We start from the raw sequence: 26,682 nt of genomic DNA on the forward strand, positions 1-26,682 counted from the left end.
GAGTGGGTCCGTATGGCCGCCCAGCTCAGCCCCCAGCAGCTCACCGAGACCCACCGGGCCACGCTCGACCAGGCCCTGGAAGCGATCCGCACACGTGCGTACTGGTCCCCCCACCCCGAGCACCCCAAGGCGTACGAGAACGACGGCAAGGCCGCCTTCGACGCCCTGCTCGGCACCCGCCTCGACCTGGACCAGCCCGGCACCGACGACTGGACGGGCGCGGAAGTCTCCCCGTACGGGACCGAGTTGGGCATCACCTACCCGCACCCCGACCTGGAGGTGCTGCTGCCCGCGATGAAGGCCGGCATGGGCGCCTGGCGCGAGGCCGGGCCCGAGACGCGCGCCCTGGTGTGCCTGGAGATCATCTCCCGCATCTCCGCCCGCACCCCGGAGCTGGCGCACGCGGTCATGCACACCAGCGGCCAGGCCTTCATGATGGCCTTCCAGGCGGGCGGCCCGCACGCCCAGGACCGCGGCCTCGAAGCGGTGGCGTACGCGTACCAGGAGCAGACCCGCACCCCCTCGGACACGGCGCACTGGTCCAAGCCGCAGGGCAAGCGCGACCCGCTGGAGCTCAGCAAGACCTTCGTCCCCACCGCGCGCGGCATCGCGCTGATGATCGGCTGCAACACCTTCCCGACGTGGAACGGCTACCCGGGCCTGTTCGCCTCGCTGGCCACCGGCAACCCGGTCCTGGTCAAGCCGCACCCGCGCGCGGTGCTGCCGCTCGCCCTGACCGTCCAGATCGCCCGTGCGGTCCTGGCGGAGGCGGGCTTCGACCCGAACCTGGTGGCGCTGGCCGCCGAGCGGCCCGGCGAGGGCATCGCCAAGACCCTGGCCGTCCGCCCCGAAATCAAGATCATCGACTACACGGGGTCGACGTCCTTCGGCGACTGGCTGGAGGCCAACGCCCGCCAGGCGCAGGTCTACACCGAGAAGGCCGGCGTCAACACGGTCGTCGTGGACTCCACCGACAACTACAAGGGCATGCTCTCCAACCTGGCCTTCTCGCTGTCCCTCTACAGCGGCCAGATGTGCACCACCCCGCAGAACCTGCTGATCCCCCGCGACGGCATCAGCACGGACGCGGGAGCCAAGTCCTACGACGAGGTGGTGGCCGACCTCGCCGCCTCGGTCGGCGGCCTGCTCGGCGACGACGCGCGCGCCAACGCGATCCTGGGCGCGCTGGTCAACCCCGATGTGAAGACCCGCCTGGAAGCCGCTTCCGGCCTCGGCGAAGTCGCCCTGGCCTCACGGGAGATCGCCAACCCCGACTTCCCGGACGCGGTGGTGCGCACCCCTGTGATCGTCAAGCTGGACGGCGCCAAGCCGGACGCGGAGGCGGCCTACCTCTCGGAGTGCTTCGGCCCGGTCTCGTTCGCCGTGGCGGTCGACTCCACGGCCGGCGCGGTGGAGCTGCTGCGCCGCACGGTCCGCGACAAGGGCGCCATGACGGTCGGCGCGTACACGACGTCGCAGGAGGTGGAGCGCGCCATCGAGGACGTCTGCCTGGAGGAGTCCGCCCAGCTCTCCCTGAACCTGACGGGCGGGGTCTACGTCAACCAGACGGCCGCGTTCTCCGACTTCCACGGCTCGGGCGGCAACCCGGCCGCGAACGCGGCGCTGTGCGACGGCGCGTTCGTGGCCAACCGCTTCCGGGTGGTGGAGGTCCGCCGCCAGGCCTGACGCGCGCGCACCGGCGCCCGCACCGGACCCGGCCGCTTCAGAGCGCCGGGTCCGGGATCTCGGCGTAGCGCTGCACCCAGGCGTGCATCGCGATCGCGGCCGCCGCACCGGCGTTGATCGACCGGGTCGAGCCGAACTGGGCGATCGAGCACACCGCCGAGGCGTGCTCGCGCGCCTGCTCGGTGAGCCCCGGCCCCTCCTGCCCGAACAGCAGCACACACCGCCGGGGCAGCACGGTGCGCTCCAGCGGCACGGCGCCCGGCAGATTGTCGATGCCGATGATCGGCAGCCCCTCGGCGGCCGCCCACGCCGTCAGCGACTCGGTGTCCGGGTGGTGGCGTACGTGCTGGTAGCGGTCGGTGACCATCGCGCCGCGCCGGTTCCAGCGCCGCCGCCCCACGATGTGGATCTCCTTCGCCAGGAAGGCGTTGGCGGTCCGTACGACCGAGCCGATGTTGAAGTCGTGGCCCCAGTTCTCCACCGCCACATGGAAGTCGTGGCGGCGGGTGTCCAGGTCGGCGACGATCGCCTCGCGCGTCCAGTAGCGGTAGGTGTCGACGACATTGCGCCGGTCGCCGTGCGCGAGCAGCTCCGGGTCGTACCGCTCCCCCTGCGGCCAGGGCAGCGGGTGCGGCCCGACGCCGACCTCGGGCGCGTAGCCGTCGTCGTACTGAAGCGGCTCCTCGGCCGGGGCCTCGGCGGAAGGGGAAGGGCTGGGACTGGTCTCGCTGCTCACGCCACGAGCGTACGGGGCCGCTGCCCCTCGTCCGTACGCCGCTGCGGGGCCACCCGTGCCGCCAGCCGCTCGCGCAGCCGCCCGATACGGCCGCCCAGCCACCGCAGGAAGCCGGTGGGCAGGAACACCGCGTCCGCCGCGATCATCGCGAGCGAGAAGAACGGCAGCCCGAGCAGCAGGGCGATGCCCGCGTGCTCCATCATCATCGCCACCAGCAGGACGTTCTTGACCCGCCGATTGAAGAGCGTGAACGGGAACGCCACCTGGACGGCGACCGTTCCATAGGTGAGCAGCATGACGATCAGGCCGCTGCCGCCGAGGATGTCCGAGAGGGCGGGCCAGGGCGAGAAGTAGTCCAGGTGCAGCGGGTAGTAGAGCGCGGTGCCGTCCTGCCAGCGCGAACCCTGGATCTTGTACCAGCCGGCGGTCGCGTAGATCAGACAGACCTCGGCCATGATCACGACCATGGTGGTGTTGTGCGCGAGGTTGGCGACGACATCGAGCAGGGCGCGCGGGTCGCCCTGGGCGTACCGCCCGGCCGCCCACCACAGTGCCTGCACCACCCACAGACCCCAGAAGATCAGCAGCCAGCCCCCGCCGGCGTCGCCGAGCAGCGTGACGGCGACGAGAGCGACCCCGAGGACGGCCCACAGCACGGGCCCCACCCGGTCCGGCACCGGCTCGCCGGACTCGGCGGCGCGGGCGGCGGCCCGCTCGCGGCGCCGCGCGTCCAGCGACCAGACCTGGCCGCAGCGGGTGAGCACCAGATAGATCGCCATCAGGTGGATGACGTTGTCACCGCCGTCCCCCATGAAGACGGACCGATTCTGCAGCGACAGGACACCCACCATGAACAGCACGGACATCGTGCGGGTGCGCCAGCCGAGCATCAGCAGCGCGCTGGAGAGCACGGCGACGGCGTACACGACCTCGAACCAGAGCGTGCTGTCCGTCCACAGCAGCGCCGTGAAGGCGTGGTTGCCGGAGACGAGCCGCTGGGCCATGTCCCAGCTCCACGGGCCCTCGGGGCCGTACAGCTCACGGCGGTGCGGCAGCTCGCGCAGCAGGAAGAGCAGCCAGGTCGCGGAGAAGCCGATACGGACGACGGCGCTCTGGTACGGCCCGAGCGCGGCGCCCGTGACCCGGCGCAGGGCCTGGGCGGGCTTGGACTCGGGGGCGAGGACGTAGGCGGACACGTGGGAGGGGTGGGGCGTGGGGGCGATGTGAGGCGTGAGGGTGGTGTGGGCTGTCTGGGGTGATTGGTGCTCAAGGGACGCGTGCCAGCCCTGAGACTCAGGGGACGTACGTGGCGCATGAGTCTGCTCCCCGGTCACCCCACTCGTCGCACCGTTCACCGATCCGCTCACCGGCCCGCTCACCGTCGCTTCGCTCTTCGACTCGCTCATCGGACGGCCTCCGTGCGTGCTTCGGCGGAACCGGCGCCGGCCGGGAGGTCGGCGGGGGTTACGGTCCACCAGGGGACGACCCGGTAGTACGGCCGGGTGTCGATCTTCTCGTCGCTCCACCGCGGAGCCTTCACGGACGTCGTCACGGACCTGACCTGTACACGCTCGACGGTCCCGCCGTCACGCTGCGCGCCGAGGCGGAGCATCACGATCCGGTGGATGTAGCGGTCGGAGAGCTCGCCGCGCAGGCCGTTGGGCTTGTTGTCGTCGGTGTGGGAGTTGATGAAGAACTCCCAGCCCCGGCGCAGTTCGTTCTGCTGGGTGTGACTCGGCAGCGGGTTGCCGCGGATGCCGGAGCCGTCCCCGGCAGACAGGTCGATCCAGCCGGTCGTCCTGCGGTTCCCGTCCGCCATCCGGATCTCGGCACGTGCCTGGACCGCGATGTTCTGCTGCAGTGGATTGGGAGCGAAGAGCTTCCAGTTCTGTTCGAACTCGGGATAGATCCAGTCGTCGACGACCTTGCCGTGCTGCTTGGTGACCGTGTTGGACGGCGCGACATGCAGGAACACCATGGCGATGTGGACGACCCCCACGACGGCGACGACGGCCAGCGCAAGCGCGCCCGCCACCTGGTACGGGAGCGAGAGCCCGGCGATACCGGGCCCGGGCGAGCCGGGAGCGGCGGCCTCGGGAGCCGTGAGAGCTGCGGAGGCGGGAGCGGGCGCGCCGGGCGCGGGGGCGGGCTCGTCCGAGGCGCCGGGCGCGGAGGCGGGTGTGTCCGACGCGCCGGGCGGGGTCACGTCTTCGCTGTTCGGAGCGGGTGCGGCAGCGCCGGGGGCGGTCTGCGGGCCGCTGTCGGCGGCGTCGGACCCGGGCCGCCGGGCCTGCTCCTCCCCGTCCGGCACGTCCTTCTCGTCGTACGAATCCATCCCGCCCCGATCCCGGTCGGCTCCACTGGGTTATCCACAGGGTTGACACCCTACGGGCCGCCGACTCACCATTGAAGTCAATGAACCGAACGATCGGTCGGGAGCGAGTGGCCCGGCGGACGGCCCGCAATCGACAGCTCGGCAGGGGGCTCGGATGACGGCAGTGACCGCGGAGACCGGCACCAACAAGCACGGCTCACCAGCGGCGGACGAGAAGGACGCGTCGGCATACGCGGCGGCGTTCGACGCCGCCGTGGCCGCCGACGAGCGCATCGAGCCGCGCGACTGGATGCCCGAGGCCTACCGGGCCTCGCTGGTCCGCCAGATAGCGCAGCACGCCCACTCCGAGATCATCGGCATGCAGCCCGAGTCCAACTGGATCACCCGCGCGCCCTCACTGCGCCGCAAGGCGATCCTCATGGCGAAGGTGCAGGACGAGGCGGGCCACGGGCTGTACTTGTACAGCGCGGCGGAAACCCTCGGCGTCAGCCGCGAGGAGCTGCTCGACAAGCTCCACTCGGGCCGCCAGAAGTACTCGTCGATCTTCAACTACCCCACCCTGACCTGGGCCGACGTCGGCGCCATCGGCTGGCTCGTGGACGGCGCCGCCATCACCAACCAGGTCCCCCTCTGCCGCTGCTCCTACGGGCCGTACGCACGGGCGATGGTCCGCGTCTGCAAGGAGGAGTCCTTCCACCAGCGCCAGGGCTACGAGCTGCTCCTCGCACTCTCCCAGGGCACCCCGGAGCAGCACGCGATGGCGCAGGACGCGGTGGACCGCTGGTGGTGGCCCTCGCTGATGATGTTCGGCCCGCCCGACGACGAGTCGTCCCACTCGGCGCAGTCCATGGCCTGGAAGATCAAGCGGCACTCGAACGACGAACTGCGCCAGCGCTTCGTCGACATCTGCGTCCCGCAGGCCGAGGCGCTCGGCCTCGCCCTCCCCGACCCCGACCTGCGGTGGAACGAGGAGCGGGGACACCACGACTTCGGGGCGATCGACTGGACCGAGTTCTGGGACGTCCTCAAGGGCAACGGGCCCTGCAACGAACAACGGCTCACCCAGCGGCGCCGCGCCCACGAAGAAGGCGCCTGGGTCCGCGACGCGGCAGCCGCGTACGCGGCCAAGCAGCACAAGAACGGGGAGGCAACGGCATGACCGCACACGACTGGCCGCTGTGGGAGGTGTTCGTGCGCTCGCGCCGCGGACTGTCCCACACCCACGCCGGAAGCCTGCACGCCCCGGACGCACAGATGGCGCTGCGCAACGCGCGCGACCTCTACACCCGGCGGTCCGAAGGCGTCTCCATCTGGGTGGTGCCCTCCACCGCCGTCACCGCCTCCTCCCCCGACGAGAAGGACTCCTTCTTCGAACCGGCCGGCGACAAGCCCTACCGCCACCCGACCTTCTACGAGATCCCGGAAGGGGTGAAGCACCTGTGACAACCCCGACCCCGCAGAAGACGGCGGACACGCCGACGGCCGCCGTGGCCGCGCTGGCCCTCGGCGACGACGCGCTGGTGCTCTCGCACCGGCTGGGGGAGTGGGCGGGACACGCCCCCGTCCTCGAAGAGGAAGTAGCCCTCGCCAACATCGCACTCGACCTGCTCGGCCAGGCCCGCATCCTGCTCTCCCTCGCGGGCGACGAGGACGAACTGGCCTATCTGCGCGAGGAGCGGGCCTTCCGCAACCTCCAGCTCGTCGAGCAGCCCAACGGCGACTTCGCCCACACCATCGCCCGCCAGCTCTACTTCTCGACCTACCAGAAGCTGCTCTACGGACAGCTCGCGACAGGCGACAGCGAACTCGCCGGGCTCGCCGCCAAGGCGGTCAAGGAAGTCGCCTACCACCAGGACCACGCCGAACAGTGGACCCTGCGCCTGGGCGACGGCACCGAAGAGAGCCACCGGCGGATACAGCGCGCGTGCGAGGCGCTGTGGCGGTTCACCGGCGAGATGTTCCAGCCCGTCGACGGCGTCGACATCGACTGGCAGGAGACCGAGCGGACCTGGCTGACGTCCGTCACCTCAGTGCTGCAGCAGGCCACCCTCACCGTCCCCGAAGGTCCCAGGACCGGCGCCTGGGCCGCCGGAGCCGGCCGCCAGGGCCTGCACACCGAACCCTTCGGGCGGATGCTCGCCGAGATGCAGCACCTGCACCGCAGCCACCCGGGGGCGACATGGTGACCGGCACGGCCGCGGCCACGGCCGACATGACACCGCTGGAACAGGAACTGGCCCGGCTCGCCGGATCGGTCCCCGACCCCGAACTGCCCGTGCTCACCCTGGAGGAACTCGGCGTGCTGCGCGGAGTCCACCTGGAGAGCACCGGCAAGGTCACCGTCCAGCTGACCCCCACGTACACCGGCTGCCCCGCCGTAGAAGCGATGACCGCCGACATCGAACAGGTACTGCACGAGAACGGGATCCCGGACGTCTCGGTCGTCCGGGTGCTCTCCCCCGCCTGGTCGACCGACGACATCAGCGCCGAAGGCCGCCGCAAACTGGCGGAGTTCGGGATAGCGCCGCCCCGGCCCCACACCGCCGAGGGCCCCGTCGCCCTCACCCTCTCCGTGCGCTGCCCCCACTGCGGCTCCACCGACACCGAGCTGCTGAGCCGGTTCTCCTCCACGGCATGCAAGGCGCTGCGCCGCTGCGTGGCTTGCCGCGAACCGTTCGACCACTTCAAGGAGTTGTAGATGTTCCATCCACTCCGGGTGAGCGAGGTCGAACGGCTCACGGACGACTCGGTGACCGTCACCTTCGACGTGCCGCCGGACCTGCGCGAGGCCTACCGGCACCGCCCCGGCCAGCACCTCGCGCTGCGCCGCACGGTGCAGGGCGAGGAGATCCGCCGCACCTACTCGATCTGCGCGCCCGCCGTGGAACAGCCGGACACACCCGTCCTGCGCGTCGGCATCCGCCTCGTCGAAGGCGGCGAGTTCTCCACGTACGCCTTCAAGGAACTCACCGTCGGCGACGTCGTCGACGTCATGGAGCCGATGGGCCGCTTCATCCTGGAGCCCCGCGCCGGATACTTCGTGGCCGTCGTCGGCGGCAGCGGCATCACCCCGGTGCTGTCGATCGCCACGACCCTGCTGGAGCGGGAGCCCGAAGCCCGCTTCTGCCTGATACGCAGCGACCGCACGGTGTCGTCCACCATGTTCCTGGAGGAGACGGCCGACCTGAAGGACCGCTTCCCCGACCGGTTCCAGCTCGTCACCGCGCTCTCCCGGGAAGAGCAGCAGTCCGGACTGCCCTCCGGACGGCTCGACCAGGAACGGCTGACGGCCCTGCTGCCCGCGCTGCTCCCTGTCGATGAGGTCGACGGCTGGTACCTGTGCGGACCGTTCGGCCTGGTCCAGGGCGCCGAGCGAGCCCTGCGCGAACTGGGCGTCGCACGCGGCCGCATCCACGAGGAGATCTTCCACGTCGACGAAGCCCCCGTGAAGAGCACCGCGGCGGCCTCGGCCCCGGCGCACGCCACGCTGACCGCGACGCTCCACGGTCGCTCCGGCACCTGGCCGGTCCAGGACGGCGAGAAGCTCCTGGACACGGTGCTGCGAGCCCGCTCCGACGCCCCATACGCCTGCAAGGGCGGGGTGTGCGGCACCTGCCGTGCGTTCCTGGTCGCGGGCGAGGTGCGGATGGACCGCAACTTCGCCCTGGAGGAAGACGAGACCGAGGCGGGCTACGTACTGGCCTGCCAGTCCCACCCGGCGACGAAGGAAGTGGAGCTGGACTTCGATCGGTGAGGTGGGGGGGGGTGGGGTGCGGTGAAGTGAGGTGAGGTGGAGTGGGCTGGGTTGGGTCGGGGGTGGGGCTGGGGGTGGGCGGGGGGGGGGAGGGGGAGGGGGAAGCCCCCCAAGTACTCCCTGTTCTGTTCATCGAGCGACACCGGCCATTCCAATCCGCTAGAACCTGTTCTATCTTGACGGTCCGTCAGATCTGGAGTGTGTGCGGGAGGACAGGGCTGTGGACTTCACCTTCACCGAGGAGCAGCAGGCGGCCGTCGAGGCGGCGAAGGCGGTCTTCTCAGGGGTCGTGCCCGACGCAGTGCCGAGCCCCGCGCTGACTCAGGGCGTGGTGGCCGAGGAGTTCGACCGCCCGCTGTGGGCCAAGCTCGCCGAGTCGGACCTGCTGAGCCTGGTCATCGACCCCCAGTACGGCGGGGCGGGCCTCGACCCGATCGCCCTCTGCCTGGTGCTGCGCGAGTCCGCGAAGGTGCTGGCCCGGGTGCCGCTGCTGGAGAGCAGTGCGGTGGCGATGGCCGTACAACGGTACGGGGACGCCGAGTTGGCCCGGGAGCTGCTTCCCGCCGCAGGGAGGGGCGAGCTCGTGTTCACCGTCGCGGCCAACGGCCGCACCGGCCACGACCCCGCCGAACTCGCGGTCACGGCACGGCCGGAGAGCGCCGACGGCGGCAGCTGGGTGCTCGACGGGGTGCAGACCGGGGTGCCATGGGCGCAGAACGCGGACCTTATCGCCGTGCCCGCGCACACCGGTGAGGGCCGCGCCGTACTCGCGCTGATCCCCCGCGTCCACGACGGGATCACGCTCGCCGAGCAGATCTCCACCAGCGGAGAGCGCTTCGCCGAGGTCCGCCTCGATTCCGTACGTATCGAAGCGCGCGCGGTCATCACGGCCGAGGGGGCCTGGGAGTGGCTGCGCGAACTGCTGACCACCGGCACCTGTGCGCTCGCGCTCGGCCTCGGTACAGGCGTACTCGCGATGACCAGCGAATACACCGGGAAACGCGAACAGTTCGGGTTCCCCATCGCCACCTTCCAGGCGGTCGCCGTGCAGGCGGCCGACCGCTACATCGACCTGCGCGCGATGGAGGCCACCCTGTGGCAGGCCGCTTGGCGCATCAGCACCGGCGCCGGGGGAGCGCTGCCCGTCTCCGGTGACGTATCGGTGGCGAAGATCTGGGCCTCCGACGGCGTACGCAGAGTCGTACAGACCGCCCAGCATCTGCACGGCGGCTTCGGCGCCGACACCGACTATCCCCTGCACCGCTACCACGCCTGGGCCAAGCAACTGGAACTGTCGCTCGGCCCGGCCGCGGCCCACGAGGAAGCCCTCGGCGACCTGCTGGCCGCACACCCGCTCGGGTAGCGGGGGCGTACAGCCACCCGCACCACCGCGCGAACGGCTCAGTCGGCGGGTCGGTTGGCGAGCCAGTCGCTCAGCAGGCGGGGCCGGTGGTGATGCCGGTGCCGGTCAGAGGACGAAGGCCGGGCTGTCGTTGTCGGTGACCATCGGGCGCCCGGCGGAGTCCCACGCCTGCATGCCGCCGTCGACGTTCACGGCGTCGATGCCCTGCTGCACCAGATACTGCGTGACCTGCGCGGACCGGCCGCCGACCCGGCACATCACATACGCCCGGCGGCCGTCCTCGACGGCCTGCGTCACATCGCCGAAGCGCGCCACGAAGTCGCTCATCGGCACGTGCAGCGCGCCCTCGACATGCCCGGCCGCCCACTCGTCGTCCTCACGGACGTCCAGCACCAGAGCCTCGGCCGGCACGCCAGCGACATCCACGGACGGCAGCTGGGCGAAATTCATGGGTCATGCCTTCTCTCGTACGCGTCGGCCGTGTCGGCCGTATCGGTCGCAGGGCCACATCGGCCGTATCGGTTCTATCGGCCGCATCGGCCGTATCGGTTCTATCGGCCGCTCAGCGGGATCCGCCGTATGGGCAGGTCACTGGGAACGCTACTGCACCAGCTCGGCCAGGATCGCCTCGCGCCCGGCCACCTGGGCCAGCAGTTGCTCGGCGATCTCCTCAAGGAGCCGGTCCGGGTCGTCGGGCGCCATCCGCAGCATCGAGCCGATCGCGCTCTCCTCCAGCTCACGGGCCAGCACGGCCAGCAGCTCCTTGCGCTGAGCCAGCCACTCCAGCCGGGCGTAGAGCTCCTCGCTCTCGCTGGGCCGGACCTCTTCCGGCACCGGCCCCGCCGCCCACTCCTCGGCGAGCTCCCGCAGCAGCTCCTCGTCACCGCGGCCATAGGCGGCGTTGACCCGGGTGATGAATTCCTCCCGCCGAGCCCGTTCCTGGTCCTCCTGCGCGAGATCGGGGTGCGCCTTGCGGGCCAGCTCGCGGTAGAGCCTGCGCGCCTCCTCGCTGGGGCGGACCCGCTTGGGCGGCCGTACGGGCTGGTCGGTGAGCATCGAGGCGGCCTCGGCGGAGATCCCGTCCGAGTCCATCCAGTCGTGGAAGAGCTCGTCGACCCCGGGCATCGGCTGCACCGCGGCCCGCGCCTCGCGTGCCTTGCGCAGGTCCTCCGGGTCGCCGGTGAGCGAGGCCTTGGCCTCGGCGATCTGGGCGTCGAGCTCGTCGAGCCGGGTGTACATCGGGCCGAGCTTCTGGTGGTGGAGGCGGGAGAAGTTCTCCACCTCCACGCGGAAGGTCTCCACGGCGATCTCGAACTCGATCAACGCCTGCTCGGCCGCCCGCACAGCCCTGTCCAGCCGGGCTTCGGGCCGTTCCGCGTTCTCAGGGTCCTCGGGCCGGGCGGTCGTCTCTTCGGCAGGTTCGTCCGTCACCGGTCCAGCGTACGGGCGCGGGGGTGGGGGCCCCTCCCTCCCCCTCCCCCCACCCCCTCTCCCCGCCCCCACACCTCACCCCAGCCGAAAGCACCACCCCGCAACGCGAAGCCCACCCCAGCCCACCCCAGCCCGCCTCGCGCCCGCGGCCGACCCGCCTCACACCCCCGCCTCACACCCCATCCCGCCCGCCTCACACCCCCAGCTCTGCCGCCACCCGTCCGTCCCTGATCGCGGCGAGGAGCGTCGCGTGGTCGGACTCCGTGCGGTCGGCGTAGAGGACCGCGAAGCCGGCCACGGCCTCGTCGAGCTCTTCGTTCTTGCCGCAGTACCCGGCTATCAGGCGCGGGTCGGCGCTGTGGGCATGGGCGCGGGCCAGCAGTGCGCCCGTCATGCGGCCGTAGTCGTCCAGCTGGTCGGCGGCCAGGGCCGCGGGGTCGACGCTGCCCTTGCGGTTGCGGAACTGCCGTACCTGGTAGGGACGTCCGTCGACGGTGGTCCAGCCGAGCAGGATGTCGCTGACGACCTGCATCCGCTTCTGGCCGAGAACCACGCGGCGGCCCTCGTGGCCCGCGTCCGGGGCGTGGAAGCCTGCCTTGGCCAGGTGCGGCAGCAGGGCGGAGGCGCGGGCCTCCTTGACCTGGAGCACCAGCGGCTCGCCGCGGTGGTCGAGGAGCAGCACCACGTACGACCGTGTTCCGACGCTGCCGGTGCCGACGACCCGGAAGGCCACGTCGTGTATCGCGTACCGCGCGAGCAGCGGGAGGCGGTCTTCCGAGAGGGTTTCCAGGTAGGGGCCGAGCGAGGCGGCCACTGCGGTCGCCTCGGCGTCGGGCACCCGGCGCAGCACCGGCGGGGCGTCGACGAAGCGGCGGTGCCCGTCGGCTATCTGCTCGGTGGCCTTGGCGGCGAAGCGGGCGCTGGTGTTGTTTCGGGCCTTGGCCGACACCCGCTCCAGGGTGCCGAGCAGGTCTCGCGCGTCGGTGTGGGAGACGAGCTCCTCGTCGGCGATCGCGTTCCAGGCGTCCAGCACAGGCAGTTTCGCGAGGAGCCGCATCGTCCGCCGGTAGGCGCCGACCGTGTCGTAGGCCGCGGCCCGGCAGGTGTCCTCGTCGGCGCCCGCTGCACGGCCGGCCAGGATCAGGGAGGCGGCGAGGCGCTTGAGGTCCCATTCCCAGGGGCCGTGCACGGTCTCGTCGAAGTCGTTCAGGTCGATGACGAGTCCGCCGCGCGCGTCGCCGTAGAGGCCGAAGTTCGCCGCGTGGGCGTCGCCGCAGAGCTGGGCGCCGATTCCGGTGACGGGGGTGCCGACGAGGTCGTGGGCCATGAGTCCGGCGGCGCCGCGCAGGAAAGCGAACGGGGAGGCCGCCATGCGGCCCACGCGGATCGGCGTGAGCTCCGGCACGCGGCCCAGGTTGGACTCCTCGACGGCCCGGACCGCGTCGGGCCGGTCGGTGGAGAGGATGAGCGAGTCGTGCGACGAGCGGGGTACGCGGTCGCGCAGTGCTTTGCCGTCGCTCTTCGGCGAGCCGGCCGTATGGCCCGGTCCCCGGCCGTGGTGGTGTCGGAAGCCCGACACCTCGGGGATCCGGATCTGCCCGTCGTCGGGCACCGCTCGCAGGACCGGAATCACCGCCTCGACATCGCTCATCGCGTGCCGCCTCCCCCGTGCTCGTTCAACATCAACAGCTCGAATGCCATGACGGTACCGTCGGCGGCCGACACCCGTCTCCCCCTGTGGATAACTCCCGGCGGTGGCCATCGGGCAAGCCACCGCCGGGAGTTATCCACAGCCGGACAATCGAGGTCGGGGAGACGATCGAGGTCAGACGCCGACCGCTTCCTCCAGCTCCTCCTCCAGTTGCTCCTCCAGTTGCTCTTCTTCCTCCCGGCCTTCGCCTCCGGCACCGGCGCCCGTACCGACGTCCGCACCACTCACAGCGCCCACACCCACACCCACAGCCGCACCGGCACCCGCCCCCGGAGCCACCGCCCCCCGCCCCCGCTCGGCCAGCGCCGCGATGCCCATCAGAGCGACGCCCGCCAGGAGCCAGAGCACCAGGACCAGCACGTGGCCGCCGAGGCCGTTGCCCGCGAAGTACACGTGGCTGCGGGCGCCCTCGACGAACCCGGCGCCGTTCCAGAAGGCGTGCAGGGCGCCGAAGAAGCCGGGCTGGAGTTCGGGCCGGAAGATGCCGCCGGAGCTGGTGAAGTTGAGCATCACGAAGAGGACCATCACGCCGAGCGTCGTCCACCTCTTGAGGAAGGTGTGCAGCCCGACGCCGATCAGCAGGATCCCGGCCGAGTACAGCCACGCCATGCCCCAGACGCCGCCGAGTCCGGTGTCGACCAGGTGGAACATCGGGCCTGCGAAGACCGCGCCGATGCCGCTGACCAGGACCGACATGCCCAGCGCCAGCAGCGCCCTGATCCTCAGTGGCAGTACGGCACCGGCGCCGCCGATCACCGCGACGGACGCGTACGAGCCGATGCTCAGCGCGACGAGCAGGAAGAAGATGCCCTGGCCGGTCGGGTCGCCCTTGGCGAGGTCCGTCACGTCGGTCACCTTGAGGGGCGCGTCCTGCGCCGCCGCCACCTTGGTGAAGACCTTCTCGACGGCCGTGGCGCTGGTGTCGGAGGAGGCGGAGGCAACGAGCAGTTCGGGCTTGGCGCCGGGGATGTAGGCGCCGTACACGTGCTGCTGCTCCAGGCTGTCGACGGCGGTCGCGCGGTCGGGGACGGTACGGACGTCGAGCGCGCCCGCGCCCTTGTCCTGGAGGGTCTGGGCGAGCACCTGCGCGCTGGGTCCCGAGCCGACGATGTCGACCCGCAGGTCGTGCGGCTGCGGGTTGTGGAAGGCCCCCAGATACGCGAGGCCCATCCCGACGCACATCAGCAGCGGGGTGAGGAGATGGCTGAGCACATGGCGCAGAGGGCTGGGAGCGGTACCGGCGGACACCACAACTCCAATGGTTGGCTTATACAACTCACTCGATATGTTGTACTCTACAACCACTTCACCGAAATGGCGAACACCCAGATCACCGCGTTAGACCACCGCGCTAGACCACCGCGTTAAATCAGCGCGTTACGCCAGAGCACCTGGAATCCGCAGCGCGCCGCGCCCGCTTGTTTCACGTGAAACAAGCCCCCCCCAGGCCCCGAGCCTCCAGCCCGCCCCGCCCCATCCCGCCCCTCCGCGTCGCCCCCACCGCGTCGCCCCGCCTACAACCCCGCGTCCCGCGCCAGCAGCGCCGCCTGCACCCTGTTCTCGCACTCCAGCTTCGCCAGGATGCGGCTCACATACGTCTTCACCGTGGCCTCGCTCATATGGAGCCGCTTACCGGCGTCCGCGTTGGACAGGCCCTCCCCGAGCAGCGCCAGTACGTCCCGCTCCCGCGCGGACAGCACCTCCACCCGGCGCCGCGCCTCCTCGCCCCGGGCCGCCGCGCGCCCCGTCGCCAGCTGGTCCACGACGTGCCGGGTCGCACCGGGCGACAGATAGGCGTCCCCGGCCGCCGCCGCCCGTACCGCGGCGATCAGCTCGGCCGGGGCGGTGTCCTTGAGCAGGAATCCGGCGCCCCCGTGCTCCAGCGCGCGCAGCACGTTCTCCCGCTCGCCGAACGTGGTGAGGATGATCACCCGGGCCGCCGGGGTGCTCCTGCGCAGCTCGGCCAGCGCGGTCAGACCGTCCATCACCGGCATCTGGATGTCGAGCAGCACCACGTCGGCGCCGTGCGCCCGTACCGCCTCGATGGCCTCCCGGCCGTTCGCCGCCTCGGCCGCGACCTCGATGGCCGGGTCCGACGTGAGGATCATCCTGATCCCCGCCCTGATCAGCGGCTCGTCGTCCGCGATCACCACCTTGATCCGCACACCGTGTGCGACCCCCGGACCGAGTGGACCGCCTGGACCCGTCACGCCTGCTCCTGTCCTCGCGCCGCGCCGACGTGCTCCCGCCGCGCCGCACCACCACTCGACCTCGTACGACGAGCTATCGCTCGACCTTGTACGACTTCTTCTCGATCAGCTTGCCGTCCTTGAAGCAGAACCGGAAAACGGGCTCGGTCTTGGCGCTGTCGCCGAACTCGGACGACATCAGTACCAGGCAGCTCGAACCGGCGGGCGCGGCGGGGCCCTTGCCGGGCAGCCCCTTCGTCAGGAACGTGTCGCCGTCGGGCAGCCGGTCGCGCACGTCCTGCTCGGTGCTGCCGACCTTGATGTCCTTGTACTCGGCGGGGTCGATCATCGCCTTGTCCGCGGACCCGGCGATGAAGAACAGCCCGACGCCCGCGGCCACCGCGAGCAGCACCACCGCCGCGAAGGCGATCCCGCACCCCAGCGCGACGCCACCGGCCCTGCTCCTGCTGCTCATGGCCAACTCCCTCTCCGCGACGTTCAGGTCGACGTTCCAGCCGACGTGCCGGCCGGCCTGCTGCCGGCCGGTCCCCGTCGCACCGGCCGGACCACCGTCGCCGAGCGGGAGGGCGCCCGGCTGCTGCCGGAAGTCGTCCGCCGTATCGACGAAGGTCGTCGCCTCCGCCGCCCCGTACGGGAGCACCCCGGCCACCCGGAAGCCCCCATCGCCGGTCCGCCCCGTGTGGACCATGCCGCCGACCAGCCGGGCCCGTTCGTGCAGCCCGGTCAGGCCCTGGCCGCCGCTGACCACTTCGTCCGGCGGGGGCCCGGCCACCGGCCCGTTGACGACCTCGACGACGAGCGAGTCGGGCTCGTAGCGCAGTTCCACGCCGATGGGGGCGCCGGGCGCGTGCTTGTACGCGTTGGTCAGCGCCTCCTGGACGATGCGGTACGCCGCGTGGTCGGACGCGGGGGCCAGCTGCCGGGGCTCCCCCGTCTCGCGCAGCTCCACCGTGGTGCCCGCCGCCCGGGCGGCCGCCACCAGGAGCTCGACGCCTGCCGTGCCGCGGGCGGCACGCTGTGCCTCGTCCGTGTGGTGGTCCGGTGCCTCGACGCCGTCGCGCAGGATGCCGACGACCGCGCGCAGTTCGTGCATGGCGGCGACCGAGGCCTCCCGCAGTACCCCGACGGCCTCGCGCTGGCGGCCCGTCAGCGCCGGGTCGACCTCAAGGGCCCCGGTGTGCACGGAGATCAGCGCCAGTTGGTGGCCGAGGCTGTCGTGCATGTCCTGGGCGATGCGCTGGCGCTCGCGCAGCCGGGCCTGTCCGGCGACCATGGCGCGCTCGCGCAGCAGCTGCGCGTTGCGCTCCTGCATGGTCTGCAGCAGGGTGCGGCGCTGGTACCAGTAGCGGCTGGCGAGGCCGGGCACCACGGCGATCACCATGAAGAGGAGCGCCGCGATCAGGGCGATGGCGAACAGCGGCATTCCGCCGGACTCAGTGAGCGCGATACCGACCAGATATCCGGCGAACGCGGCGCAGAAGGCGACCAGGGCCCGTCCCGCCCCGGCGATGCGCCGCCCCGCCGCGCAGGCCACCAGGAGCAGCAGCAGGGCGGCACCCGCGCTGGCCCCGCTGAGCGCGGCCGTGGCGATGAGCACGCTCGCGGGGAACGTGCGGCGCAGCGGCGTCAGGACGAGGACGGCGACGGCCACGAGTGCGGGCACCACCAGGCCTCCGCCGGCCAGCAGGCCCGCGCCGCCGGCGGCGGCCAGGGCCAGCAGGAGGGCGAGGGCCGACTCGCCGAAGGTCCGGCGGCGGGACCAGGGTTCGGGTCCCGCCAGCCGTCGGCGGGCGTCCTGGATCTTCGATGACACATCCACGTCCGCACCCTAGGCAGCGGCGCGGGCGCCGGACGGCTCTCTTTCGTCGCGCCCCGCCGAGACGAAAGTCTCCGTAGTGCCAGGGTCGACGGCCGGGTCGGCGGCGGGTGCGCTCGGCCGCCCCGTATGACGGACGTCTCGTGCACGAGGGCGCCGCCGAGTTCTCTCGCGCTTCCGGGAACGCGAAAGCCCCGCCGGTCGTTTGACCTGCGGGGCTTTCGTTCTGTGGGCGAGGGGGGATTTGAACCCCCACGTCCCGAAGGACACTGGCACCTGAAGCCAGCGCGTCTGCCGTTCCGCCACTCGCCCGAGTGGTGTCCGAGGCCTTCGCACCTTTTCGGTGCGCTTGCCTGGCGACGTCGAGAAGATTAGCACGCTGGACAGGGTGGATTCACATCCGTTGTTTCCGCTGCCCACGGGGGGCAGGAGAGGGGAGGAAGGACGACGTACAGCGACGGTTCGGAGACCCACAGAAACCTCACAGGGGCCCGATGGGAACGAGGAGGGGCTCCACCCACTCCTCCACGGTGCACCCCGGGTGCGGGACACTGTCAGGAGGCCACCTCTACGATCCGTGTGAGAGGTGACACTCGTCCACCGGTCACAGAAGGGGAACCAGCCGATTTCCCGACGCGTGGATACGATCAGTAAGCAGTACCAGGACGACATCGACGGAGGAGGTGCCACATGGGAGTCATGAAGCGTTTCGAGCAGCGTCTCGAAGGCCTGGTCAACGGCACCTTCGCGAAGGTCTTCAAGTCCGAGGTCCAGCCCGTCGAGATCGCCGGCGCCCTCCAGCGCGAGTGCGACAACAACGCGACGATCTGGAACCGCGAGCGGACCGTCGTCCCCAACGACTTCATCGTCGAGCTCAGCGCGCCCGACTTCGAGCGCCTGAGCCCGTACTCGGGCCAGCTGGGCGACGAACTGTCCGGCCTGGTCCGCGACTACGCCAAGCAGCAGCGGTACACGTTCATGGGGCCGATCAAGGTCCATCTGGAGAAGGCCGAGGATCTCGACACCGGCCTGTACCGGGTGCGCAGTCGTACGCTCGCCTCCAGCACCGACCAGCAGGACCAGCACAGCCAGCAGGAGCAGCACGGCAGGCCTCCGGGTCCGGCCCGTCCCGCTCCCGCCGCATCGCCGCAGTCCCCCCAGGGCCGCGGCGGCTACGGCTATCCGCCCGCCGCGGCACCGCCGATGCCGGCCGCCCCGCCCCCCGGTGGGAACGGCGGCCCCGGCCGCCCCGGCGCGGACCGCCGTCCGACGGCTCCCGGCCCCATGCCGGGCTCCCAGGTGCGGCGCTGGATCGAGATCAACGGCACCCGCCACCAGATCTCCCGCCCGACGCTGGTGCTGGGTCGCAGCACCGACGCCGATGTGCGGATCGACGACCCCGGCGTCTCGCGCCGGCACTGTGAGATCCGGACCGGAACGCCCTCGACGATCCAGGATCTCGGGTCCACCAACGGCATCGTGGTGGACGGGCAGCACACCACCCGCGCTACGCTCCGCGACGGCTCGCGGATCGTCGTGGGCAGCACCACCATCGTTTACCGGCAAGCCGAAGGGTGAAGCGGGGGCAATGTCAGAGCTGACCCTCACGGTCATGCGGTTGGGTTTCCTCGCCGTACTGTGGCTGTTCGTCATCGTGGCCGTTCAGGTCATTCGTAGCGACCTGTTCGGCACCCGGGTCACCCAGCGCGGTTCGCGCCGGGGTGGCGACACGGGCCGCCAGCAGACCGGCCGGCAGGCCGCCGCCGCTGCCGCGCCGCCGCAGCAGCGCGGCCAGCAGGCCCCGTCCGGCGGCCGCCAGCGCCGGGGCGCGCCCACCAAGCTGGTGGTGTCCGAGGGCACCCTCACCGGCACGACGGTGGCGCTGCAGGGCCAGACCGTCACGCTGGGCCGGGCGCACGACTCGACGATCGTCCTGGACGACGACTACGCATCGAGCCGCCATGCCAGGATCTACCCGGACCGCGACGGCAACTGGATCGTCGAGGACCTGGGTTCCACCAACGGCACCTACCTGGACCGGACGCGGCTCACCACCCCGACCCCGATTCCGCTGGGCGCGCCGATCCGCATCGGCAAGACCGTCATCGAGCTGCGGAAGTAGTACGACAATGAGCGAGCGGAGCGAGCGAGCCGCGGCGGTCCGGACGACGGACCGGGACGGGCTCCCGACCGGAGGGTGGGCAGTGTGGCTCGACATGACCGGCTGTACCCCGAGCCGACAGGCGAGGTGGGTATGAGTCTCTCCCTGCGCTTCGCCGCCGGATCCCACAAGGGCATGATCCGCGAGGGCAACGAGGACTCCGGTTACGCGGGTCCGCGCCTCCTCGCCATCGCCGACGGCATGGGCGGCCAGGCCGCCGGTGAGGTCGCCTCCTCCGAGGTGATCTCCACCCTGGTCACGCTCGACGACGACGTGCCCGGCTCCGACATCCTCACCTCGCTCGGTACGGCGGTGCAGCGCGCCAACGACCAGCTGCGCATGATGGTCGAGGAGGACCCCCAGCTGGAGGGGATGGGCACCACGCTCACCGCTCTGCTGTGGACGGGCCAGCGCCTCGGGCTTGTGCACGTGGGCGACTCGCGCGCGTATCTGCTGCGCGACGGCGTGCTCACCCAGATCACGCAGGACCACACCTGGGTGCAGCGGCTCGTGGACGAGGGCCGCATCACCGAGGAGGAGGCGACGACGCATCCGCAGCGCTCGCTGCTGATGCGCGCGCTCGGCAGCGGCGACCACGTCGAGCCGGACCTGTCGATCCGCGAGGTGCGGGCGGGCGACCGCTATCTGATCTGCTCCGACGGCCTGTCGGGGGTGGTGTCCCACCAGACGATGGAGGACACCCTCGCCAGCTACCAGGGCCCGCAGGAGACGGTGCAGGAGCTGATCCAGCTCGCGCTGCGCGGCGGCGGCCCGGACAACATCACGGTGATCGTGGCGGACGTCCTGGACGTCGACTCCGGCGACACGCTGGCCGGGCAGCTCAGCGACATCCCGGTGATCGTGGGCGCGGTCGCCGAGAACCAGCTCCAGCTCAACGACGACGGGGCGATGCAGACCCCGGCGGGCCGCGCCTCGGGCCTCGGCCGTCCCACCCCGCCGCAGGGGGGCTTCGGCCCGCCCGGCAGCGGTGAGGACTCCGGCTACGGCGCCCCGCCCGAGGGCTCCTTCGGCGCCTACACGGACGAGGACTTCGTCAAGCCGCGGCGCGGCAGGTGGCTGAAGAGATCCGCCTACATCGTGCTCGCGCTGGCCGTGCTCGGCGGCGGGCTGTACGGCGGCTACCGCTGGACGCAGACCCAGTACTTCGTCGGTACCAAGGACGAGCACGTCGCGCTCTACCAGGGCATCAGCCAGGACCTGGCCTGGGTGAAGCTGTCGAAGGTGGAGACCGACCACCCCGAGGTCGAACTCAAGTACCTGCCGCCGTACCAGCGCAAGCAGGTCGAGGCGACGATCGCGGAGAGCAGTCTCTCCAAGGCCCAGGCCAAGATCATCGAACTGTCCACGCAGGCGTCGGCGTGCAAGAAGGACGAGCAGCGGCGCGCCGCCGAGAGCCAGAACCCGCCGAAGACCGGTACGACGGCGTCACCGTCGCCGTCCGGCAAGACCGGTTCCACCAAGACCACCGCCACTCCCACGCCCGGCCCCAGCCTCTCGGAGGAAGAGCAGAAGCTGGTCCCGCAGTGCGGTAAGCAGTAGGCAGCCGTAGGGGGCCTTTCCACACCATGAGCGTTGTCACCAACACGACCACCATCGGCGCGATCGACGCACCGAGCCGTCGCAACACCGAGCTCGCGCTGCTCGTCTTCGCCGTCGCCATCCCGGTGTTCGCGTACGCCAACGTGGGCCTGGCCATGACCGGCAAGCTGCCTTCCGGCATGCTCGGTTACGGTCTGGGCCTCGGGCTGCTCGCGGCCGTCGGGCACCTCGTGGTGCGCAAGTTCGCCCCGTACGCGGACCCGCTGCTGCTGCCGCTGGCGACGCTGCTGAACGGGCTGGGCCTGGTGATGATCTGGCGCCTGGACCAGTCACCGCGCCTGATCCAGAGGGCCAAGAGCGCCTTCGGCGCCTTCCACCCGGACGCGCCCAAGCAGATGCTGTACACGGCGATCGGCGTGGCGCTGTTCATCGGCGTGCTCATGCTCCTGAAGGACCACCGGATCCTCCAGCGCTACACGTACATCTCGATGGCCGCCTCGCTGTTCCTGCTGATCCTGCCGATGTTCTTCCCGGCAGTGAACGGCGCCAAGATCTGGATCTCCATCCCCGGCTTCGGCACCATCCAGCCCGGCGAGTTCGCGAAGATCATCATCGCGGTGTTCTTCTCCGGCTACCTCATGGTCAAGCGGGACGCGCTGGCGCTCGCCAGCCGCCGCTTCATGGGCCTGTACCTGCCGCGCGGCCGTGACCTCGGTCCGATCCTCGTGGTGTGGGGCGTCTCGATCCTCATCCTGGTCTTCGAGACCGACCTGGGCACCTCGCTGCTCTTCTTCGGCCTCTTCGTGATCATGCTGTACGTGGCCACCGAACGCACCAGCTGGATCGTCTTCGGTCTGCTGATGTCGGCGGCCGGCGCGGTCGCCGTGGCCTCCTTCGAGCCGCATGTGCAGTCCCGGGTGAACGCCTGGCTCGATCCGTTCGCCTGCTACAAGACCGACAAGACCGGCGCCTGCGAGCAGATCGGCCAGGCGATCATGTCGTTCGGCTCGGGCGGCACGCTCGGCACGGGCCTGGGCCAGGGCAACTCCGACCTGATCGGCTTCGCCGCCAACGCCGACTTCATCCTCTCCACCGTCGGCGAGGAGCTGGGCCTGGCCGGGATGATGGCGATCCTGCTGATCTACGGCTTGATCGTGGAGCGGGGCGTGCGCACCGCGCTCGCCGCCCGCGACCCGTTCGGCAAGCTGCTGGCCATCGGCCTCTCGGGCGCGTTCGCGCTCCAGGTCTTCGTGGTCGCCGGCGGTGTCATGGGTCTCATCCCGCTGACCGGTATGACCATGCCGTTCCTCGCACAGGGCGGCTCCTCGGTCATCGCCAACTGGGCGCTGATCGGCATCCTCATCCGGATCAGCGACACCGCGCGCCGCCCGGCGCCCGCCCCTGCCCCATCCCCCGACGCCGAGATGACCCAGGTGGTCCGACCGTGAACAAGCCCTTGCGACGGATCGCGATCTTCTGCGGGCTGCTGATCATGGCCCTGATGATCCGCGACAACTGGCTCCAGTACGTGCGCGCCGACGAGCTGAACGCGCACAAGTACAACCGCCGGGTCCAGATCGAGCGGTTCGCCCACGAGCGCGGCAACATCATCACGGCCGACGGCCAGCCGATGACCTCCTCCAAGGAGACCTCGGGCAGCGACTTCAAGTTCAAGCGGACCTGGAACAACGGCACCCTCTGGTCGCCGGTGACCGGCTTCAACTCGCAGGCCTTCGACTCCTCGCAGCTGGAGAACATCGAGGACAAGATCCTCTCCGGCAACGACGACCGGCTCTTCTTCGACCGCACCCTGTCGATGTTCACGGGTGAGAAGAAGCAGGGCGGCAACGTCGTCACCACTCTCAACAGCGCGGCCCAGAAGGCTGCCTTCGAGGGGCTCGGCGGCAAGAAGGGCGCCGTCGCCGCGATCGACCCGCGCACCGGCGCGATCCTGGCACTGGCCTCGACGCCGTCGTACGACCCGTCGGTCTTCGCGGGCAACACCAATGCCGACACCAACGCCCGCCAGAAGCTGCTCAACGACAAAGACAAGCCCATGCTGAACCGGGCGCTGCGCGAGACCTACCCGCCCGGCTCCACGTTCAAGGTGGTCACCGCGTCGGCGGCGCTGGAGAACGGGCTGTACACCAGCATCGACGAGCCGACCCGCTCACCGGTGCCGTACCCGCTGCCGCAGTCGACGACCCCGCTGAAGAACGAGGGCAACATCCCCTGCGAGAACGCCAACCTCAAGGTGGCGCTCCAGTGGTCCTGCAACACCGTCTTCGGCAAGATCAGCGATGACCTCGGCAACAAGAAGATGATCGACGAGGCCAACAAGTTCGGCTTCAACGACGAGGTCTTCACCCCCGTCCGGGCCGACGCCAGCGTCTACCCCAAGGACAACCGGCCGCAGAACGCGATGGCCGGCATCGGCCAGGCCTCCAACCGCGCCACCCCGCTCCAGATGGCCATGGTCGCCGCCGCCGTCGCCAACGACGGCAAGCTGATGAAGCCGTACATGGTCGACCAGCTCCAGGCGCCGAACCTCGACGTCCTCTCCAAGACCCAGCCGGAGAAGATGAGCCAGCCGCTGTCGGCGGCCAACGCCCAGAAGGTCCAGGCGCTGATGGAGAACGTCGTCACGGACGGTACGGGCAAGAGGGGCGCCATCGACGGCGTCACCGTCGGCGGCAAGACCGGTACCGCCCAGCACGGCCTCAACAACAGCGAGAAGCCGTACGCCTGGTTCATCTCGTACGCCAAGACCGACCAGGGCTCCCCGGTCGCGGTCGCCGTGGTCGTCGAGGACGGCGACGCCAACCGCGACGACATCTCCGGCGGCGGTCTGGCCGCCCCCATCGCCAAGGCTGTGATGAAGGCGGTGCTCAAGAAGTAACCTCGGGACGTTTCACGTGAAACAGTCCTCGTTTCACGTGAAACGTCTCTCGCGACCTGTACCGGTCCGGTATCAGCTGACGGTCACGGACAGATCCGCTACCGGTGCCCGGTAGCGTATGCGCGAACAGCACACCGCCGGACCACACACACGGGTGCGGTCGGGACTGACGGAGAGGGCTGGAACGTTATGGAAGAGCCGCGTCGCCTCGGCGGCCGGTACGAGCTGGGCCAGGTGCTCGGCCGTGGTGGCATGGCGGAGGTCTACCTCGCGCACGACACCCGGCTCGGCCGCACCGTCGCTGTGAAGACGCTGCGGGCCGACCTCGCCCGCGACCCGTCCTTCCAGGCCCGGTTCCGCCGTGAGGCCCAGTCCGCCGCCTCGCTCAACCACCCGGCGATCGTCGCGGTCTACGACACCGGCGAGGACTACGTCGACAACATCTCCATCCCGTACATCGTGATGGAGTACGTCGACGGATCCACCCTGCGTGAGCTGCTTCACTCCGGGCGCAAGCTGCTGCCCGAGCGCACGCTGGAGATGACGGTCGGCATCCTCCAGGCCCTGGAGTACTCCCACCGCGCCGGAATCGTCCACCGCGACATCAAACCGGCCAACGTCATGCTGACGCGCACCGGCCAGGTCAAGGTCATGGACTTCGGCATCGCGCGGGCCATGGGCGACTCCGGCATGACGATGACGCAGACCGCGGCCGTCATCGGCACCGCCCAGTACCTCTCCCCGGAGCAGGCCAAGGGCGAGCAGGTCGACGCCCGCTCCGACCTGTATTCGACGGGCTGCCTCCTCTACGAGCTGCTGACCGTCCGGCCGCCGTTCGTGGGCGACTCGCCGGTCGCGGTCGCCTACCAGCACGTACGGGAAGAGCCGCAGCCGCCGAGTAACTTCGACGCTGAGATCACGCCCGAGATGGACGCCATCGTCCTGAAGGCGCTGGTCAAGGACCCGGACTACCGCTACCAGTCGGCCGACGAGATGCGCGCCGACATCGAGGCCTGTCTGGACGGCCAGCCGGTCGCCGCGACCGCCGCCATGGGCGCGGCCGGCTACGGCGGCTACGACGCCTACACCTCGGGCCCCCAGGACCAGCCGACGACCGCGCTGCGCCCCACGGACGCGGCAGGCCAGACGTCCATGATGCCCCCGGTCAGCCCGGACGAGGGCGGCTACGGCTACGACGACCGCCCCGGCCGCCGCCGCCAGAAGAAGTCGCACACCTCGACGATCCTGCTGGTGCTCGCCGGTGTGCTGGTGCTCGTCGGAGCCATCCTGATCGGCAAGTCGGTCTTCGGCGGGGGCGGCGACAGCGGCCAGGTGCCGGTGCCGCAGCTGGTCGGCGAGACCCAGAAGTCCGCCGAGACCCTGACGGCGAACGTCGGCCTCAAGCTGACCGTGTCCAAGACCGAGCCCTGCGCCGACCAGCCCAAGGGCAGCGTCTGCAGCCAGAGCCCGACCAGCGGCAAGCTGAACAAGGGCGACGCCGTCTCGGTCGTCGTCTCGGCCGGCGCGCCCAAGGTCGAGGTCCCGGACGTCAAGGAGAAGAAGAAGGACAGCGCGACCCAGCTCCTCCAGGACAAGGGCTTCACCTTCAAGACGACCACCGTCGAGTCCGACCAGGAGGAGGGCACGGTCGTCAGCCAGAGCCCCGAGGGCGGCACCCAGGCCGAGAAGGGCTCCGAGGTCACGCTCACCATCGCCAAGAAGAAGACGTCCAAGCTCCCCGACGTCACGGGCACCGACTACAACGCGGCGGTGGCGCAGCTCAGCACGCTCGGATACGTCAATGTGTCCCGCCAGGACGTCGACTCGACCAAGCCCGCGGGCCAGGTCGTCGACCAGACGCCCAAGGGCAACACCAACCAGACCAAGGACGTCCAGATCGTCCTGAAGGTCTCCAAGGGCCCGCAGACGCCCACGCTGGTCCCGGTGCCCGGTCTGTTCGGGCTGACCGTGAAGCAGGCCACCGAGAAGCTCAACGCGGCCGGATTCAGCAACATCCAGTTCGCGCCGGGCAGCTCCAGCGACGAGAAGGCCCGGGTCACCACGCAGACCCCGGCGGCCAACACCCCGTCCGACCCGGCCACCACGGCGATCGTCCTGACGACGATCGGCGGCGGCGGGAACCAGGGCCAGGACGGCGGGAACTTCCCGTTCGGCGGCCCGTCCGGCGGCTGACCGAAAGCACAGCGCGAAGCCCCGGTCCCCTTCACAGGGGGCCGGGGCTTTTCCGTACGCACGCCGTGTACGCGGAGGCCGGGCAGGGGGTGCTAGCGCAGCTCCACGGGCTTCGTGCGCTTCTCGTCGACCTTCTGGGTGCGCACCAGCTCGCCCCACACGACGTAGCGGTAGTCGGAGGTGTAGACGGGCGTGCACGTTGTCAGCGTGATGTAGCGGCCCGGCTTCTTGGCGCCCGACTCCTTCGGCACCGGCTTGAGGACGTCGACGTTGTACTTCGACGTCTCCTTGAGCTCCGCGTACGTCTTGTAGACGTACCAGGTGTCCTTCGTCTCGAAGACGATCGGGTCGCCGGTCCTTATCTTGTCGATGTTGTGGAACTTCGCACCGTGGCCGTCGCGGTGCGCGGCCAGCGTGAAGTTGCCCTTGGTGCCGCTCTCGGGCAGGGCCGCCTTCAGCGGGTCGGTGTAGTAGCCCGCGACGCCGCCGTTGAGCACCTTGGTGTCGGTGCCCCGCTTGACCAGCACCTCGCCGTTCTTCATGGCGGGGACGTGCAGGAAGCCGATGCCGCCCTTGGTGTCGAGGGCGCCGGGGCCGCTGTTCGCCCAGTCGCGGCGGACGTCCTTGCCGTCCTTGGCCGCCTCGCGGTCCGCTATGACGTTGGTCCACCACAGCGAGTAGACGACGAAGAGGCCGAGCACCAGCCCGGCCGTGATCAGCAGCTCGCCGATGACGCTGACGACGCCGGCGACCACACCGCGGCGGCGCGGGCGCGGCGGGACGGGGGCGTCGGTCTGCTGCTCGTCGTGCTCGGTCCTCACTGCCAC

Annotated in this window: 23 protein-coding genes and 1 tRNA gene; 13 read left to right on the top strand and 11 right to left on the bottom strand. The window is 70.6% G+C overall.

What is annotated here, in order from left to right; all coding sequences use genetic code 11:
- Positions 1-12 precede the first annotated feature (12 nt).
- Positions 13-1,686 (top strand): phenylacetic acid degradation protein PaaN, encoded by a 1,674-nt coding sequence (paaN, locus tag OG965_RS21075; RefSeq protein ID WP_371653643.1) that lies wholly within the window; start codon positions 13-15, stop codon positions 1,684-1,686.
- Between the two features lie 37 nt (positions 1,687-1,723).
- Here paaN and OG965_RS21080 read toward each other — a convergent pair whose 3' ends face one another.
- The 3 genes from OG965_RS21080 to OG965_RS21090 form a co-directional block, all read right to left on the bottom strand.
- Positions 1,724-2,422: a TrmH family RNA methyltransferase gene (locus tag OG965_RS21080; RefSeq protein ID WP_371653644.1), complete on the bottom strand. Its 699-nt coding sequence runs from the start codon at positions 2,420-2,422 to the stop codon at positions 1,724-1,726.
- Positions 2,419-3,618: an HTTM domain-containing protein gene (locus OG965_RS21085; RefSeq protein WP_371653645.1), complete on the bottom strand. Its 1,200-nt coding sequence runs from the start codon at positions 3,616-3,618 to the stop codon at positions 2,419-2,421. Before OG965_RS21085 ends, OG965_RS21080 begins: the two co-directional genes overlap by 4 nt.
- 206 nt (positions 3,619-3,824) lie before the next feature.
- A complete protein-coding gene (locus OG965_RS21090; RefSeq protein ID WP_371653646.1) occupies positions 3,825-4,757 on the bottom strand; it encodes a DUF5819 family protein in 933 nt (310 codons plus the stop codon).
- A 154-nt stretch (positions 4,758-4,911) separates the two neighbouring features.
- Here OG965_RS21090 and paaA point away from each other — a divergent pair, with 154 nt between their 5' ends.
- The 6 genes from paaA (at position 4,912) to OG965_RS21120 (ending at position 9,874) form a co-directional block, all read left to right on the top strand.
- Positions 4,912-5,916: a 1,2-phenylacetyl-CoA epoxidase subunit PaaA gene (paaA, locus tag OG965_RS21095; RefSeq protein WP_371653647.1), complete on the top strand. Its 1,005-nt coding sequence runs from the start codon at positions 4,912-4,914 to the stop codon at positions 5,914-5,916.
- Positions 5,913-6,200, top strand: a complete 288-nt coding sequence (paaB, locus tag OG965_RS21100; protein WP_101389119.1) for a 1,2-phenylacetyl-CoA epoxidase subunit PaaB — start codon at positions 5,913-5,915, stop codon at positions 6,198-6,200. Before paaA ends, paaB begins: the two co-directional genes overlap by 4 nt.
- Positions 6,197-6,943 carry a 1,2-phenylacetyl-CoA epoxidase subunit PaaC gene (gene paaC / locus OG965_RS21105; protein WP_371653648.1) on the top strand — a complete coding sequence of 249 codons (747 nt, stop codon included), beginning with the start codon at positions 6,197-6,199 and terminating at the stop codon, positions 6,941-6,943. The genes paaB and paaC overlap by 4 nt, the downstream gene beginning before the upstream one ends.
- A complete protein-coding gene (paaD, locus tag OG965_RS21110) occupies positions 6,937-7,455 on the top strand; it encodes a 1,2-phenylacetyl-CoA epoxidase subunit PaaD (RefSeq protein ID WP_371653649.1) in 519 nt (172 codons plus the stop codon). The genes paaC and paaD overlap by 7 nt, the downstream gene beginning before the upstream one ends.
- Positions 7,456-8,511, top strand: coding sequence for a 2Fe-2S iron-sulfur cluster-binding protein (locus OG965_RS21115; RefSeq protein WP_371653650.1), 1,056 nt, complete (start codon positions 7,456-7,458; stop codon positions 8,509-8,511).
- 220 nt (positions 8,512-8,731) lie between these two features.
- Entirely contained in the window at positions 8,732-9,874 is a 1,143-nt protein-coding gene (locus OG965_RS21120) for an acyl-CoA dehydrogenase family protein (RefSeq protein WP_371653651.1), read from the top strand.
- 105 nt (positions 9,875-9,979) lie between these two features.
- Here OG965_RS21120 and OG965_RS21125 read toward each other — a convergent pair whose 3' ends face one another.
- The 7 genes from OG965_RS21125 to OG965_RS21155 all read right to left on the bottom strand — a co-directional run bounded on the left by OG965_RS21125 (position 9,980) and on the right by OG965_RS21155 (position 17,354).
- Positions 9,980-10,324, bottom strand: coding sequence for a rhodanese-like domain-containing protein (locus OG965_RS21125; RefSeq protein WP_371653652.1), 345 nt, complete (start codon positions 10,322-10,324; stop codon positions 9,980-9,982).
- Between the two features lie 150 nt (positions 10,325-10,474).
- Positions 10,475-11,305, bottom strand: coding sequence for a hypothetical protein (locus OG965_RS21130; protein WP_371653653.1), 831 nt, complete (start codon positions 11,303-11,305; stop codon positions 10,475-10,477).
- 193 nt (positions 11,306-11,498) lie between these two features.
- Entirely contained in the window at positions 11,499-12,956 is a 1,458-nt protein-coding gene (locus OG965_RS21135; protein ID WP_371653654.1) for a DUF2252 domain-containing protein, read from the bottom strand.
- A gap of 174 nt (positions 12,957-13,130) precedes the next feature.
- Positions 13,131-14,198, bottom strand: coding sequence for a hypothetical protein (locus OG965_RS21140; RefSeq protein ID WP_371657011.1), 1,068 nt, complete (start codon positions 14,196-14,198; stop codon positions 13,131-13,133).
- 332 nt (positions 14,199-14,530) lie between these two features.
- The gene (locus OG965_RS21145) at positions 14,531-15,181 is read right to left on the bottom strand and encodes a response regulator (protein WP_371653655.1); all 651 of its coding nucleotides are present in this window, start codon (positions 15,179-15,181) and stop codon (positions 14,531-14,533) included.
- Between the two features lie 118 nt (positions 15,182-15,299).
- Entirely contained in the window at positions 15,300-17,045 is a 1,746-nt protein-coding gene (locus tag OG965_RS21150; protein ID WP_371653656.1) for a sensor histidine kinase, read from the bottom strand.
- 226 nt (positions 17,046-17,271) lie between these two features.
- A tRNA-Leu gene (locus OG965_RS21155) sits at positions 17,272-17,354 on the bottom strand.
- A gap of 378 nt (positions 17,355-17,732) precedes the next feature.
- Here OG965_RS21155 and OG965_RS21160 point away from each other — a divergent pair.
- The 6 genes from OG965_RS21160 to pknB all read left to right on the top strand — a co-directional run bounded on the left by OG965_RS21160 (position 17,733) and on the right by pknB (position 25,855).
- Positions 17,733-18,620, top strand: a complete 888-nt coding sequence (locus tag OG965_RS21160; RefSeq protein ID WP_371653657.1) for an FhaA domain-containing protein — start codon at positions 17,733-17,735, stop codon at positions 18,618-18,620.
- Between the two features lie 10 nt (positions 18,621-18,630).
- Positions 18,631-19,164 (top strand): FHA domain-containing protein, encoded by a 534-nt coding sequence (locus OG965_RS21165; protein WP_371653658.1) that lies wholly within the window; start codon positions 18,631-18,633, stop codon positions 19,162-19,164.
- A 132-nt stretch (positions 19,165-19,296) separates the two neighbouring features.
- Entirely contained in the window at positions 19,297-20,763 is a 1,467-nt protein-coding gene (locus OG965_RS21170) for a Stp1/IreP family PP2C-type Ser/Thr phosphatase (RefSeq protein WP_371657012.1), read from the top strand.
- A 26-nt stretch (positions 20,764-20,789) separates the two neighbouring features.
- A complete protein-coding gene (locus OG965_RS21175) occupies positions 20,790-22,211 on the top strand; it encodes an FtsW/RodA/SpoVE family cell cycle protein (protein ID WP_371653659.1) in 1,422 nt (473 codons plus the stop codon).
- A complete protein-coding gene (locus OG965_RS21180) occupies positions 22,208-23,662 on the top strand; it encodes a penicillin-binding transpeptidase domain-containing protein (RefSeq protein ID WP_371653660.1) in 1,455 nt (484 codons plus the stop codon). The genes OG965_RS21175 and OG965_RS21180 overlap by 4 nt, the downstream gene beginning before the upstream one ends.
- A gap of 189 nt (positions 23,663-23,851) precedes the next feature.
- Positions 23,852-25,855, top strand: coding sequence for a Stk1 family PASTA domain-containing Ser/Thr kinase (gene pknB, locus OG965_RS21185; protein ID WP_371653661.1), 2,004 nt, complete (start codon positions 23,852-23,854; stop codon positions 25,853-25,855).
- A 92-nt stretch (positions 25,856-25,947) separates the two neighbouring features.
- On the opposite strand, the gene OG965_RS21190 is transcribed toward pknB, so the two are convergent.
- Positions 25,948-26,682: a class E sortase gene (locus OG965_RS21190; protein ID WP_371653662.1), complete on the bottom strand. Its 735-nt coding sequence runs from the start codon at positions 26,680-26,682 to the stop codon at positions 25,948-25,950.

The sequence above is a fragment of the Streptomyces sp. NBC_00224 genome, assembly GCF_041435195.1.
Lineage (GTDB): Bacteria > Actinomycetota > Actinomycetes > Streptomycetales > Streptomycetaceae > Streptomyces.

What these genes read in the sequence shown, in the direction of transcription:
- paaD (WP_371653649.1), top strand. Translation starts at nt 6,937, where the DNA reads ATGGTGACCGGCACGGCCGCGGCCACGGCCGACATGACACCGCTGGAA.
- OG965_RS21170 (WP_371657012.1), top strand. Translation starts at nt 19,297, where the DNA reads ATGAGTCTCTCCCTGCGCTTCGCCGCCGGATCCCACAAGGGCATGATC.
- paaA (WP_371653647.1), top strand. Translation starts at nt 4,912, where the DNA reads ATGACGGCAGTGACCGCGGAGACCGGCACCAACAAGCACGGCTCACCA.
- OG965_RS21090 (WP_371653646.1), bottom strand. Translation starts at nt 4,757, where the DNA reads ATGGATTCGTACGACGAGAAGGACGTGCCGGACGGGGAGGAGCAGGCC.
- OG965_RS21140 (WP_371657011.1), bottom strand. Translation starts at nt 14,198, where the DNA reads ATGTGCGTCGGGATGGGCCTCGCGTATCTGGGGGCCTTCCACAACCCG.
- pknB (WP_371653661.1), top strand. Translation starts at nt 23,852, where the DNA reads ATGGAAGAGCCGCGTCGCCTCGGCGGCCGGTACGAGCTGGGCCAGGTG.
- OG965_RS21175 (WP_371653659.1), top strand. Translation starts at nt 20,790, where the DNA reads ATGAGCGTTGTCACCAACACGACCACCATCGGCGCGATCGACGCACCG.
- OG965_RS21125 (WP_371653652.1), bottom strand. Translation starts at nt 10,324, where the DNA reads ATGAATTTCGCCCAGCTGCCGTCCGTGGATGTCGCTGGCGTGCCGGCC.
- OG965_RS21160 (WP_371653657.1), top strand. Translation starts at nt 17,733, where the DNA reads ATGGGAGTCATGAAGCGTTTCGAGCAGCGTCTCGAAGGCCTGGTCAAC.
- OG965_RS21115 (WP_371653650.1), top strand. Translation starts at nt 7,456, where the DNA reads ATGTTCCATCCACTCCGGGTGAGCGAGGTCGAACGGCTCACGGACGAC.
- paaN (WP_371653643.1), top strand. Translation starts at nt 13, where the DNA reads ATGGCCGCCCAGCTCAGCCCCCAGCAGCTCACCGAGACCCACCGGGCC.
- paaB (WP_101389119.1), top strand. Translation starts at nt 5,913, where the DNA reads ATGACCGCACACGACTGGCCGCTGTGGGAGGTGTTCGTGCGCTCGCGC.
- OG965_RS21165 (WP_371653658.1), top strand. Translation starts at nt 18,631, where the DNA reads ATGTCAGAGCTGACCCTCACGGTCATGCGGTTGGGTTTCCTCGCCGTA.
- OG965_RS21135 (WP_371653654.1), bottom strand. Translation starts at nt 12,956, where the DNA reads ATGAGCGATGTCGAGGCGGTGATTCCGGTCCTGCGAGCGGTGCCCGAC.